Origin of the sequence: Nonomuraea sp. NPDC049784, from assembly GCF_040659615.1 — a bacterium.
Lineage (GTDB): Bacteria > Actinomycetota > Actinomycetes > Streptosporangiales > Streptosporangiaceae > Nonomuraea.
The window spans coordinates 1-11,877 of record NZ_JBFAMX010000294.1 but is presented as its reverse complement, the minus strand read 5'-3'; the positions used below and the strand labels follow the sequence as shown (position 1 = coordinate 11,877).

The window sequence follows — 11,877 nt, the reverse complement described above, 5'->3', positions numbered from 1 at the left end:
TGGGAGAATCGCACTTACGAGGTGTCCTTTGGAACCGGCGGTTGGAAGCGTGAAGAACTCCCATCCTCCCAGCTCAAGGGGCACCTCACTTGATTCCTGGCCCTCGCTTCCAGATTCACGTCGTGGATTCAGGCTAAGCGGGGCTCAGTTCTCCCAGGCGCAGATGGATGGCGCGCACTTCTCCGACTGCGTGCTGCTGGGGATCGGCGGTGTCACCAGTCTCAAGGGCGCGACCGTCAAGAGCCGGGACGCGCAGGGGCTGGTTTTCGCCCTGGCTGGCGCGTTGGGCATCCTCATCGAGGAGTAGACATCCCCCGGCGAGGACCTCGTTCGCCTTAGAACGCCGCCACGACGCGCAGGCGATTCTGGTTAGCCCGGCTCGCCAAGTTGCTCCGGGTGCCGACTCCGTCCGACTGCGGCCCCGGCCAGTCCTGGCGACCCGGCACACCGCCGCCGACCGCGCCCGAGACGGACACCCCGGGCGCGGACATCCGCATCGGGTACGCCAGATGCTCCCACCTCACCCAGGAACTGCAGTCGCAACTCGATGCGCTCAGCGCGCACGGCATCCCCCGCGACAAGATCTTCTCCGAGAAGATCAGCACCCGCATCCGAGTCCGCCCCCAGTTCGAGGCCGCCCTCACCCTGGCCCGCGAGATCAAGGCCCACGCCCCGCACTGCCGCGTGCTGTTCACCGTCTATGAGATGAAGCGACTGGGCCGAGACGCCGCCGAGCTCACTGCCCTGGCCGACCACCTGACCGCCCACGGCCTGATCCTGGAAATGCTGGCCGGCCCGTTGCCTGGCGTCTACGACCCCAGCGGTCCCGGCCGCATGCTCTTCGGCTTCTTCGCCGCCATGGCCGAAACCGAGCGCGAAGCCATCCGCGAAACCACCCTGGAAGGACTCGACGCCGCCGCCCGCAAGGGCAAGCACGGTGGCCGGCCACCCGTCATCACCGACGACATGCTGCACACCGTGCTCCGCCGCCGGGCAGGCGGCGAATCCGTCGAACAGATCCGCCCCGACCTGATCATCCCCACCGGCAAGCGCAAGGGGCAGAACCCCGGCCTGGCCAGCATCTACCGGGCGCTCGCCGAGCACAAGAAGACCCAGGCCTACCCCGAAGCCGTCGCCCAGGCCCGCGCCGACTTCGCCGACTCCACACCGTCGGGTGACCTCGCGACCTCACGACGGCAGTAACTCCGGCGTGCCCTCGCTCATGGCCCCCCGCAGCAAGCGATCTCATCCCCAGCCACAGAGTCCCCGCATAGCCGCAGGTCAAGGGCATATCCGACGAAAGTTTCGTCAGAACTACTGGGACCCCGGGGAGGCCGCCGACCAGGCCAAGGCCATCGCCGAAGCCGACGCCCCTAGCGCAACTTTTCACAGGGATGCCGATGGAATACCGCTTAACTACCCACCGAAAAATTGCCACCTATCAATTTCAACCCCATTGCTAATGCTGGTCACGATCGAAGAGTTATTGGGGGTGTACAGATACAAGCCCGTGGCTTGATTCTGCACCCACCCATTATCATAATACCTCCATTTTTGATAGGGGCCGTTGTTGCATTCCAAGTAGTAGACGTCGCCAGCCTGATTGCTGTCAAGACATAGATTCGTCCAGGCCCTGTGGATAGTGGCGTCGTCTCGCCGGTCCCACAGCTGGTCCTTGTCCCCGACGACGCAGGCATCCAGGAATACATCGCCTCCCCAGGTCGTGATGCATCGATTCTCGTTCAGACTCCTGATCCAGGTGTTCTCCCCGGCAGCGCTCGCAGGGGGCGCTGATAGTCCCACCGTGACGGCTGAAGCGGCGACCGTCGCTAACGCGACCTGCATTATCCGCTTGAACGTCTGCGTCATGCATGCTCCTATGTCCGGTTGGCGCTGCGTCCGACAAGCACGCAAAGCGTGCTTTGTGCACGCGAGCAGCATGCGCCCCATGGATGACCAGTAACCAGTCCAATTTCTGCTCAGTTCTTGGTCACTAGCTACGCGAGATCTGCTCAAAATGATCATTGTGGTGGCCGCTCGCAGCCCCTGGCAGCCTTACCTTGCGACCCAAGGCAGTTGCGTCTCGGCTGGTGAGAACTGCCGGCGCAGCTCAGCGAGGCGTGGCGTGATCGGATCGGGCACTCACCCACGGTGGCGGGCATGATCCTCAAAGGTCTGTACCAACGTTGGTACAAATGATGGCAGTGACTCCGGGCTCCGCCACGCTGACATGCCAGCATGCAGCCGCGCCCAGGCGCGCGCAGCCGTTCCACCACCCCTTGGAGACGCAGGCATGACCCACACCCGAAGCGGCCGGTCCACCCTGGCCCGCACCATCACCCCGCCCCGCCGCGACCGCCACGGCGGCTCCCGCTGGCCCCGGCCTGGGGCAGCGGACCACCGCGCGCCCGCTCCATCTTCGCCCAAGCCCGCGAGGCCGGCACCGACCCCGCCGAGGTCCGCCCGGACGTGGACCTGGCCAGGCCGCCCATCGACCCGCAGATCATCTGCGACGTGGAGGCCGCGTAACGCGAGGACCCCGACCCCGACGCACAATGCGCCGGCACCACGCTGAAGAAAGAACGCTGCGCCAAGACCATCGTCACCGGCATCGGCTCAGAGCACTGCGCCGTACACCTCACCCCCGCCGAACGCCAGCGCCGTGACAAGCTGCGCGCCGCCCAAGACCGGCGCATGCAAGCCATCCAGGACGCGCTCGACGAACATCGCCTGACCTTGGCCACCACCTGGATCGACCGCTACGGACACCGCCCTCACCGGGTCGAGTTGCCCGCCGCGCCGAGCCGGCCCCGCCAGGTCATCCCGTTCGACGGGCATCCCGGGCTGACCCTCGGCAAGGACGAGCAGGCCATGCTGGCCTTGTTCGACACCGGCTGGCCGACACTGTGCCCTCGCTCAGCGGAGATCATCGGCGCGCTGCTGGACTGCCCGCGCGCCACCACCGCACGCCTGGCCGAACTCGCCGCCGCCCAGACACCGCAGCGCTGGTCCAGCCCAGAGCAGTGGCTCGAATCCAGTATCTGGGACGGCATCCGGCCACCCGATCTCACCCTGCCCGCCGCCGGTGAAGACCCCGAACTGGACGAATACCCCGCCGTGCAGGAGCTGCGCCGGCACCTGCACCTGACCCGGCGCGAATGGGAAAGCTGGCAGGCCGGTTTCGCCATCCTGGTCGAGGCCTGCGACGACCCGCCCGTCGACACCATGGCCGAGCTGCTGGCCTTCTGGCAGGACATCGGCATATTGGTCTCAGCCGACGACGACGATGACAATGCCGTCTGGACCCTGGACGCGTCGCTGCCCTCGCCGTGGCACGTGGTGTATGCCAGGGGCTCTCGGGTCCCGCCGCACATCCTGGCCGCCGCGTTGGATTGGCTGCTCGACGGCGATGTGCCCTTGGACCCCGATCTGCCACCGCGGGAGGTCTTCAATCTGATCGTCGCATCTGGCGGCGGGAGCGCCTCCACTGCGGTCGCAGTCAACGGCGGCGCGGTCGGCATCGCCGGCTGAGCCGCCTCGATGAGCACGAAGTCGGTGTGGCTGACCGTCTGGAGACTGGCCACACCGACGGCCTGGGCATGGCAAGGGCACGGCAAGGGGCATGGCACAGCATGGGACACCACTGGAGAGGGACGTCATGTCCTGCGGCGCCTGCGTTGCCTGAGTGCCCAGGTGCCGCCTGTGGGCGATGCTATTGCCGACGGGCTTGGCCCACGGTGCCGCGACGTCAGCCGTCGAATTCCAGCTCGCTTTGCTCGTGAGGCCCGTGAGGTTCGCGCAATCCCCGGATGAAGCCCTCGCCGCGATCGAATCGATGCACCAGAACGCGTTTCTCGATGTCCTTGTGCATGTCGTTGTCGACGATGATCAGCTGGTACGGCCGGTCGAAACGGGCGTCATTCAGACTGGCGCGTATCTCTCTGGCGTTGAGGAATCCGTCGTAGACGCGCTTCGGTATGGTGACGGGGCATGACGAGCATCCGAACGAAAATTCCCGTTTGCAGCGCGGAGTTGAGCGGCTTCAGCTACGCCTGGCGCGTCGGTTGACTGAGGACCTGCGTCATCCTTGGTGCCACACCCGGCCAACTCACTCCCGCCCGCGTCCGGCGAGGGTTTCGGAACCTCCGTCCGGCACTCGCCCAACCGGCCAGCGCACCCAAACCCACCCGGCCCGGCCCTGGACGCCCATCCGGCATCCCCAACCGCCGACCCGCACCCCGCTATGACGTCGGCAAAACCGTCAAACGCGGCCGCACGCTCGCAGCGCTACAACAATCCGGACGATAAAGATCAAGCTTAGAGCGTGTCTCGTATCCCCGTAATGATCTTCAGCGGCGCAGAGGATACGTCGCGGCTGGCGGACCTGCACGTCTCAACCGCCCTGGATCCCGCGCTGCGGCACGGCCCCGAGGTGGACGACCCGGCACGCGGCCTGTACGAGGTGGAGCACCTCCCGCTGGTGAAGGCGGAGATCACGACCCGGCGCCTGGTGCCGGAGGTCGTGGCCGACTATCTTGCCGAACACATAGCGGCACTCCCCCGGCTCATTCAGAGGTGACTACATGCGGGCACTGGTCGCGCGCGCCATCGGCGAACCGTCGGACGTCGTCGCGCTGGAAGAACGCCCGATCCCGTCGCCGGGACCAGGCCAGGTGCGGGTCCGGGTGCACGCCGCCCCGGTCAACCCCAACGACCTGCACATCATCCGGGGCCGGTACGGCATCGCGCCGGAGCTGCCCGCCGTACTGGGTCAGGAGTGCGTCGGCGTGACCGACGCGGGCCAGCGGGTCATCACGGTCGGGGTGCTGGGCACCTGGCAGGACTACGTGATCGTGGACGCGGGCCGGGCGCTGCCGGTGCCCGGCCACCTGAGCGACTCCACCGCCGCGCAGCTGCTCACCAACCCGCTCACCGCGCACCTGCTGCTCAGCCGCGAGCTGGACGTCCAGCCCGGCGAGTGATCGTCCAGACGGCCGCCACCTCCACCGTCGGGCGGCTGGTCGTGCAGCTCGCCGCGCACCTGGGCGTCCGCACGGTCAACGTGGTACGGCGACGCTCGGCCGTCAAGGAGATCCTGGACCTGGGGGGGCACGGAGGTGATCTGCACCGAGGACGAGGACCTCGGCGAGCGCCTGGCCGCCATCGGGCCCGTCGCCAAGGCGCTGGACTGCGTCGGCGGGCAGCTCGGCGCCGACGTCTCGCGGGCGCTGGCGCCCGGCGGCACGATGGTCGTCTACGGTGCGCTGTCCACCCACCGGCAGGCCGACGCCGACCGGCTCACGATCCCGCTGTTCGCCCGGTCGATGATCTACGAGACGAAGACCGTGCGCGGGTTCTGGCTCTACCGCTGGTTCACCACTTCGACGCCGGACGACATCCTGACCGCGCTGGCGCGGACGTTCGAGCTGGTCGACTCGGCCCTCCGCTTCCGAAGCTGACCCCAGCCCCAAAGTAGGTGTTCGGGACTGGCAGGAGTCGTTGGCGGTGCCGACGAGTAACGAACACCGTGGGACGAATCACCACATGACCAAGGCTGCTGACGCTACGCCGCGACCATGCTGTTGATGAACGCCGGCGACAAGGCCCGGCAGCTCTGCGGCCGGATTGGCCTGGACACCTGACGGCACGTCCAGGCGGGCTCGCGCCCGCCATCCCGGTAGCTGACCCACGAACACATCACCCAGGCCGCCGAACTCTCACTTGAACGGGGTGAGGGTGGCTTTGGCTTCGTCCGCGAGTTTCAGCGCCAGATGTTCGGGAGTCCGAGCACCGCCCGGATCAGGCATCGCGGTAACGCAGGATCAACGATGTTGTCGGCTGATGCACGCCGAGAGCCGCCTGTTGCGAAGGTTGACGACTGGCTCGCATACTGACCTCGAGACGACTGGATCGGAGGGGACGGCCGGATGCCAGGACGCAGGCTGACCAGTCACTTGCTCCTCCAGCCCTGCTGTTCGACGCGCAGACGAGTGGCCGCACCGGTTCCTGGCGGATCGGACGGGTCAGCCTTCGAGGAGTGCGGCGATGGCTTCGGCGCCGCCCTGGTCCAGCCAGCTTGGGAAGTCCAGCAGGTCCGGGTGGCGGTGGCGTAGGGCGGGGATGTCGGCGCGCCAGAGTCCGCGTTGGGCGGTGAAGGCCCGAGTGGCGTCCTTGCTCAGGTTCAGCTCCTCGCCGGCTACCTGCTGGTAAGTGATCTGGCGCCCGAGATGCTGGCTGATCAGGCGCACGGTGGCCTCGGGGGTCAGTTCGTCGCCTGCCAGTTCCAGTGCCTGGCCGAGATAGGCAGTGGGGTCGGCGAAGGCGAGGGCGGCAAAGGCGCCGATGTCGCTCACGGCGATGAGTTGCACGGGCACATCGGGGGCGAACAGGTGGCGCAGGACTCCGTCGGCGGAGATGCCGCCCAGCCCAAGCCCGGGGATGGCGTGGTTCTCCATGAAGCGCACGGGTCGCAGGATGGTGGCCGGCAGTCCGAGGGCGGCGATGTGCTGCTCGATGGCCCACTTGCTCTCCCAGTAGGAGATGCCGGTGGCTCGCTCGGCACCTCCGACGGAGGCGAAGACTAGGTGGGCGACGCTGGCCGCGGCCGCAGCCTCTGCCAGGTTACGGCCGCGCCGGATTTCGCGTTCGGTGTCCAGGTCGTCCGGGGTGACGGCGAAGACGCCGTAGGCGTCGGCCATGGCCGCCTTGAGACTGCTGGGATCATCCAGGTGACCTGTCAGCAGCTCGGCGCCCCTTGCGGCCAGTCCGCGGGCGGCCGTGGTGGCGGGATCCCGGACCAGAACGCGGACCGGCCAGCCGTCGGCCAGCAGGCGTACGGTGGTGGCTCCGCCTTGTCGGCCGGTGGCGCCGGTGACCAGGACGGGCTTGCCGGAATGCTCCATGGGTGTGGTCATGTGAGGACCTCCGAAAATGGTAAAGTTGAGACTGTCTCGAGAAAAATATCGAGACAGTCTCAACTTTTCAAGCGAGGTTCTGCTCATGACCGCCGGCACACCGCCACCCCGCCGTCGCATGCGGGCCGACGCGCACCGCAACTACGAACGGCTGCTAACCGAGGCGGCGGCCGCGTTCGCCGAGCACGGCGCGGACTTCTCCCTGGAGGCGATCGCGCGCCGGGCCGGGGTAGCCAACGGCACGCTCTACGGCCACTTCCCCACCCGCCGGGCCCTACTGGAGGCGCTGATGGGTGATCGGATGCAGGCCCTGGCTGCGACCGGAGCTGAACTGCTCACCGCGCGCTCGCCCTTCGATGGCCTGGCCACCTGGGCGCGGGCGGCCATGGTGCACACGACGATCTACCGAGGGCTCGGTGCCATGCTTATGCAGGCCGTCGAGGATGAGACCTCCGAACTGCACGCGGCGTGCAAAGCGGTGCTCGCCGCCGGAGAGGAGTTGCTGGCCCGGGCGCGAGCGGCCGGCGAAGTACGGCCGGATGTCACCGCCCCGGACCTGTACGCGCTGGTCAACGCGGCGGCATGGGCGGGCGAGCAGAGTTCCCCGCCCCAGGGTGAGCGGCTGCTAACCTTCGGACTGGAGGGATTCCGGACCGCGGCCACCGATCGCGCGCCTGGCCTCGGCCATGACAGATCCGCTTCTGCTGAACAGGGCCACGAGGGATGTCGGGATTAGAAGATTTAACGACACCCCCTGACTGGGCCCCGCAAGCCCTCTCGAAAACCGGACATCGAGCGACGAACCGTGACGTCAGATGGCCGGTTCCGCACATGAATTGACGACAGGATTTTCCGACAGGAGAATCGAGCTTCAACTCTCATCCCGAGGAGAGCTCGGTGCAGATCGTCTACTCTCGTGTCTCCACCGCGACCCAGTCCCTGCTGCGGCAGCGCCACATCCTCACCGAGGCCGGCCTTCTCGTGCGCACCGAAGGCGTCGCCGAGGGATTCCGGCCAGCCGACGGCGTCCTCCTCTTCGAGGACCCCGCCACCACCTCCAAGATCTCCGCCCTCGACCGGCCCGCGTTCGGCAAGATCGCCGCCAAGGCGCACCCCGGCGACACCCTGACGGTCTCGGAGCTGTTCCGGCTCTGCCGCGACCTGCTCGACATCCACGCCGTCCGCAACTGGTGCCAAGCCCGCGGCGTCGCCCTGCGCGTCCTGTCCGGACCGCTGTCGAACTTCCACGACCTCGCCGCCAACGACGCCACCACCGCCGTCATCATCAACGTGATCACCGCCGTCGGCCAGTTCCAACGTGACATCCAGAACGAGCTCACCGTCGAGGGGATCGCCGCCGCTGAGGCCGAAGGCCGCTACCGCGGCCGGCCGCCCGCGCTGGACGGTGACCGGCGCGAGGACGTGCGGGCGGCCTTCCACGAGGGCACCTCGATCGCCGCCTTGGCACGGGCTCAGGGGGTGAGCCGGGCGGCCGTGCGAACCGCCCTGGCCGACCTGCTACCCGGCCAGGGCGTCCTGCCTCGGCCATCGGCGTGATCGACGGGAAGGGTCAGGCGACCAGGTCGAGGTCGAGGCGGCGGCCCATGTCGATGTCGATGGTGCCGTAGAGGTTGGCGTTGGACCAGAACAGTGGCGAGAGTCCTCGCTTGTCGGCGTCGGTCATCTTCTTGTGCCAGGCGGGGTCCTTGAGGACGGACTGAACCAGCAAGGTGTTGATGAAGACCAACGCCGACTGCAACAGGTGAAGGCTGAGCATGGAGACCTCCTGATGCTCCTTGTCGCTGCCGGGGATAGTGCCGGCGCTGCCGTAGAACAGATCGGTGTTGGCGGAGTTCCAGTTCTCCACGACTGCAGGCCCTCGTGGATCTCGCGACGCAGCTCCGGGGCGGCGACGTACTCGGCGACGAACACGCTCTTGACCGCCTTGCCGAGTTCCTCGATGGCCTTGTAGGTGGGGTGTTTGGGGCCGCCGCGGGTGAAGCGTCGCAGCACCTGCTCGGCCTCGGCCGTGCCCAGCCGCAGGGCGGTGGCGTATTTCACCATCTGGTCGTACTGCTGAGCGATGATCTCCCAGTCGATCGGCTTGTCGGCCACCATGCCGGTCAAGCAGGACGGGACCTGGTCATCGGCGTCGGCCTTGACCAGCTTCTGGTGGGCGATCCTCTTCATCCGCGGCAGCAGCTTGAACCCCAGCAAGTAGGAGAACGCGAACCCGACCAGGGACTGGCCATGACTATCTGTGTACTGGCGGTCGATGGTGGCGTCGGTGCAGTGCCGCAGCACGCCCTCCATCATCGCGGCGACCTCGGAGGCGTTACACGTCCGAAGCTGGGAGTAGACGCACACCGATTGCCGGTCCACGTGCCAGTAGATCATGACGCCGGGCCCTCCGTACCGGGCGTGGTATTCGGTCATCAGGTTCGACGACCACGACCCGAACTTCTTCGAGTCCGATGCGCACGCGGTGCCGTTGCCCCACCACAGCGGGTCGCGCATCCTCAAGGTGGCGTTCACCAGGGTCGCGATCGCCGCGCGCAGGTTGTCGCGGTTGACGAACAGATGCCGGGTGGCCCGCAGGGCCGCCTCGGTCTCGCCGTGGCGGCCGCCGTCGGCGACCCGTTTGATCCCCACGTTCGTGCCGAGCGCGTACAGCACCAGCAGCAGCCGTTTGCGGATCACCTCCCGCGGGGTCGCCTCCCTGGTCGCGACCGTGGTGAAGGCGTCGGTGAAGTCGGTGACGAAGTCCGACTCCTTCAAGAAGTCCAGCAGGTCGATGATCCCCCAGCGGGCGGCGACCTCGGTGTGCAGCGCCCGCAGGTTCTCCGGGACCTGCAGCTTGCCCAGGTCAGGGATGTGCCAGCGCGGCTCACAGCGGTGCGTCTTCACCTTCGCGCCGCCGGACTTGTTCCTGCTGACGGCTCGGCCGCATGCCGCCATCGAGGCGCGCATCGCCTCCTGCAACGGGGCGATGAACACGGAGGCGTCCAGCGGCTGGCGCAGGTTCTCGTAGTGGACGTCCCGGTTGTCCTCGAAGTCGGCCGGCAGGTCCTCCTCGGGGTTGCGCCAGCGGCGGGCGCCGGCGACGTAGATCTCGCGGCGGCGCAGCGCGTCCTTCAGCGACACGATCACGCACAACTCGTAGGAGGCCCGCTCGATGACCCCGTTGTCGTCGACGACGGCTTCCAGCCAGCCCTCCGGCACCACCCCTTGGATGGGAACGTTCTCGGATGCGTCGTAGTGACGGGTGGTGTCCGGGATGTCGGCGTAGCGCTGCAGCAGGTCCAGCGCGTCCATCACCGGCCGGTAGGCGGTGTTGTTGCACTTGAACTCGATCGCGGCCAGCAGCTTGGGCAGCATCCGCCGGTAGTAGGAGGTGTAGGAACTGGTCAGCACCGTCCGCACTCGGGCCTTGTAGGCCCTGGCGTCCGCCTTCGCCTCGGCCACCAGCGCCTGCAACGTCGCCTCCCCGCCGGGCACTGCCGGGAACACCACCTGCCGGACCGTGCCCTCCGGCGCCCGCAACGAAGCCTCGGCGATCGAGAACAGCTTCTCGGTCTTGCGATGCACCTTCTTGGCCTCCGCCTCGATCGCCCGCTCGACCTTCCGCTCCGCCCGAGTATTGATCTTCGACACCAGGCCGATGAACAGATCGACCAGCGCGTCCGTGATCTCCGTCGTCCGCGACCACGCCAACGCGGCCACCAACGTCAACCGGACCGGCGGCTGATTCGCTGCGAAGTCCGACGGATGCGAGGCCATCGCCCGCGCCCGCCAGGAGGCCACCAGCCGGTCGGAGTACCCGCCGAACAGATCCACCGCCAGCCCCAGCGCCTTGGCCCGCCGCAGCTTGACGATCTCCTCCAGCAGCGTCTCCAGCCCCAACCGGCCCGGATCGGACTTCAACTCCAACAGGAACCCGTCCTCACCCGTGGCCAACTCCCACAACGACCGCGCCGAGTCCGCCGACAACCCGTTCAGCACATGCAGACAGAACTCCCGCTCGAACCGCGCCCGCCCCGCACCCACGATCCGCTCCACCCGGCCCGGCGGCTCGATCTTCAAAGTCCGGCAGCGGGCCAACAGCGCCGCCCGCAGCCCCTCGTCCGTGAACACCACCGGGCAGATCTTGTCCGCCAGCCACTCGGCCAGCACATCCTCATCCGCCCGGGTCGACTCCCGAAACCCCAGCGCCTCCCGCACCTGCGCCCGGTGGTACTCAATCGTCGACCCCGCCCACCGATACTCCGCGAACAGCGCCGGACCGACCTTCACCTGCCCCGCCACGTAGTCAACGGCAGCCTTGGGTACCTCGCCCGCGTGCCGAGGGAACCGGCCCTCCTGCTCGAAGAACTTCAGCATCAGGCCGAACCCCAGACGGGTCGCGCCCGTCTTGTTCCCCACCAGCTCCCAGTCGCCATCCAGCAGCGTCCACGCCGCGATCAGCTCCTCCGGCTCCCACTCCCGACGCATCCCCATCGCTCCCTTCGCCCGACCGACCCCGAGAACAGGGCAACACGATCGAACGAGGAACACCCTCTACGCCCCGGTACACACGATTCGTGACGATCACGAACCGCAACTGTGATCTAACTCATCGCTACTTTGGGGCTGAGGCCACGTTCGGGAGCGGAGGGCCAACAGGCCGCGACCTGCGCTAATCTCGGCCCTCTCCGTCCCCGATGGGGACGTGGCCGGAGGACGCGCTGTCGTCCGGCTCAAGGGGGCAGAGAGGGGGAAGGGGACGTATGGCGGCTGGCCGATGCACTCACAGGCTCGACATTCGGGACGACATCGTGGTCAAGCGCTACACCTCGTGGGGGCGAGGTGAGCCCCACCGGGAATGGGCGGCGCTCACCTTGCTTGCCGAACACGCGCCCGACCTCGCGCCCGCGCCCGTCGAGGCCGCGCTGGATGCTCACCCGCCCTTGATCGTGATGACCAG

Annotated in this window: 12 protein-coding genes and 2 pseudogenes; 10 read left to right on the top strand and 4 right to left on the bottom strand. The window is 67.6% G+C overall.

Features of this window, described 5'->3' with window-relative positions; all coding sequences use genetic code 11:
* The first annotated feature begins 163 nt into the window (after positions 1 to 163).
* Together AB0J09_RS39095 and AB0J09_RS39090 are read left to right on the top strand one after the other, a co-directional pair.
* Positions 164 to 307 carry a hypothetical protein gene (locus AB0J09_RS39095; RefSeq protein WP_360702452.1) on the top strand — a complete coding sequence of 48 codons (144 nt, stop codon included), beginning with the start codon at positions 164 to 166 and terminating at the stop codon, positions 305 to 307.
* A gap of 89 nt (positions 308 to 396) precedes the next feature.
* Positions 397 to 1,203 carry a recombinase family protein gene (locus tag AB0J09_RS39090; RefSeq protein ID WP_360702450.1) on the top strand — a complete coding sequence of 269 codons (807 nt, stop codon included), beginning with the start codon at positions 397 to 399 and terminating at the stop codon, positions 1,201 to 1,203.
* 213 nt (positions 1,204 to 1,416) lie between these two features.
* Here AB0J09_RS39090 and AB0J09_RS39085 read toward each other — a convergent pair whose 3' ends face one another.
* Positions 1,417 to 1,869, bottom strand: coding sequence for a ricin-type beta-trefoil lectin domain protein (locus tag AB0J09_RS39085; protein ID WP_360702449.1), 453 nt, complete (start codon positions 1,867 to 1,869; stop codon positions 1,417 to 1,419).
* 369 nt (positions 1,870 to 2,238) lie between these two features.
* On the opposite strand from AB0J09_RS39085, the gene AB0J09_RS39080 reads away from it, so the two are divergent.
* Positions 2,239 to 2,529 carry a hypothetical protein gene (locus AB0J09_RS39080; RefSeq protein ID WP_360702446.1) on the top strand — a complete coding sequence of 97 codons (291 nt, stop codon included), beginning with the start codon at positions 2,239 to 2,241 and terminating at the stop codon, positions 2,527 to 2,529.
* 165 nt (positions 2,530 to 2,694) lie between these two features.
* Entirely contained in the window at positions 2,695 to 3,531 is an 837-nt protein-coding gene (locus AB0J09_RS39075; RefSeq protein ID WP_360702444.1) for a hypothetical protein, read from the top strand.
* Positions 3,532 to 3,748: 217 nt separating this feature from the next.
* Here the strand turns inward: AB0J09_RS39075 and AB0J09_RS39070 are convergent, their stop codons facing one another.
* A complete protein-coding gene (locus AB0J09_RS39070; protein WP_360702442.1) occupies positions 3,749 to 3,871 on the bottom strand; it encodes a hypothetical protein in 123 nt (40 codons plus the stop codon).
* Between the two features lie 453 nt (positions 3,872 to 4,324).
* On the opposite strand from AB0J09_RS39070, the gene AB0J09_RS39065 reads away from it, so the two are divergent.
* The 3 genes from AB0J09_RS39065 to AB0J09_RS39055 all read left to right on the top strand — a co-directional run bounded on the left by AB0J09_RS39065 (position 4,325) and on the right by AB0J09_RS39055 (position 5,459).
* Positions 4,325 to 4,579: a hypothetical protein gene (locus tag AB0J09_RS39065; RefSeq protein ID WP_360702439.1), complete on the top strand. Its 255-nt coding sequence runs from the start codon at positions 4,325 to 4,327 to the stop codon at positions 4,577 to 4,579.
* A gap of 4 nt (positions 4,580 to 4,583) precedes the next feature.
* Positions 4,584 to 4,982 carry an alcohol dehydrogenase catalytic domain-containing protein gene (locus AB0J09_RS39060; RefSeq protein WP_360702437.1) on the top strand — a complete coding sequence of 133 codons (399 nt, stop codon included), beginning with the start codon at positions 4,584 to 4,586 and terminating at the stop codon, positions 4,980 to 4,982.
* A gap of 135 nt (positions 4,983 to 5,117) precedes the next feature.
* A complete protein-coding gene (locus AB0J09_RS39055; protein WP_360702436.1) occupies positions 5,118 to 5,459 on the top strand; it encodes a hypothetical protein in 342 nt (113 codons plus the stop codon).
* Between the two features lie 564 nt (positions 5,460 to 6,023).
* Here AB0J09_RS39055 and AB0J09_RS39050 read toward each other — a convergent pair.
* Complete coding sequence (locus AB0J09_RS39050) at positions 6,024 to 6,914, bottom strand: NmrA/HSCARG family protein (protein WP_360702434.1); 891 nt, start codon at positions 6,912 to 6,914, stop codon at positions 6,024 to 6,026.
* An 85-nt stretch (positions 6,915 to 6,999) separates the two neighbouring features.
* Here AB0J09_RS39050 and AB0J09_RS39045 point away from each other — a divergent pair, with 85 nt between their 5' ends.
* A complete protein-coding gene (locus AB0J09_RS39045) occupies positions 7,000 to 7,650 on the top strand; it encodes a helix-turn-helix domain-containing protein (RefSeq protein WP_360702432.1) in 651 nt (216 codons plus the stop codon).
* Positions 7,651 to 7,811: 161 nt separating this feature from the next.
* Positions 7,812 to 8,471 carry a recombinase family protein gene (locus AB0J09_RS39040; RefSeq protein WP_360702430.1) on the top strand — a complete coding sequence of 220 codons (660 nt, stop codon included), beginning with the start codon at positions 7,812 to 7,814 and terminating at the stop codon, positions 8,469 to 8,471.
* 13 nt (positions 8,472 to 8,484) lie between these two features.
* Here the strand turns inward: AB0J09_RS39040 and AB0J09_RS39035 are convergent.
* Positions 8,485 to 11,405 (bottom strand): annotated as a pseudogene (locus tag AB0J09_RS39035) (Tn3 family transposase).
* Positions 11,406 to 11,680: 275 nt separating this feature from the next.
* Between AB0J09_RS39035 and AB0J09_RS39030 the strand changes: the two are divergent.
* Positions 11,681 to 11,877 (top strand): annotated as a pseudogene (locus AB0J09_RS39030) (aminoglycoside phosphotransferase family protein); the annotation flags it as partial.

Coding starts and splice junctions, on each gene's coding strand:
- AB0J09_RS39070 (WP_360702442.1), bottom strand. CDS start 3,871: ATGCACAAGGACATCGAGAAACGCGTTCTGGTGCATCGATTCGATCGC.
- AB0J09_RS39050 (WP_360702434.1), bottom strand. CDS start 6,914: ATGACCACACCCATGGAGCATTCCGGCAAGCCCGTCCTGGTCACCGGC.
- AB0J09_RS39045 (WP_360702432.1), top strand. CDS start 7,000: ATGACCGCCGGCACACCGCCACCCCGCCGTCGCATGCGGGCCGACGCG.
- AB0J09_RS39075 (WP_360702444.1), top strand. CDS start 2,695: ATGCAAGCCATCCAGGACGCGCTCGACGAACATCGCCTGACCTTGGCC.
- AB0J09_RS39080 (WP_360702446.1), top strand. CDS start 2,239: ATGCAGCCGCGCCCAGGCGCGCGCAGCCGTTCCACCACCCCTTGGAGA.
- AB0J09_RS39085 (WP_360702449.1), bottom strand. CDS start 1,869: ATGACGCAGACGTTCAAGCGGATAATGCAGGTCGCGTTAGCGACGGTC.
- AB0J09_RS39060 (WP_360702437.1), top strand. CDS start 4,584: ATGCGGGCACTGGTCGCGCGCGCCATCGGCGAACCGTCGGACGTCGTC.
- AB0J09_RS39095 (WP_360702452.1), top strand. CDS start 164: ATGGATGGCGCGCACTTCTCCGACTGCGTGCTGCTGGGGATCGGCGGT.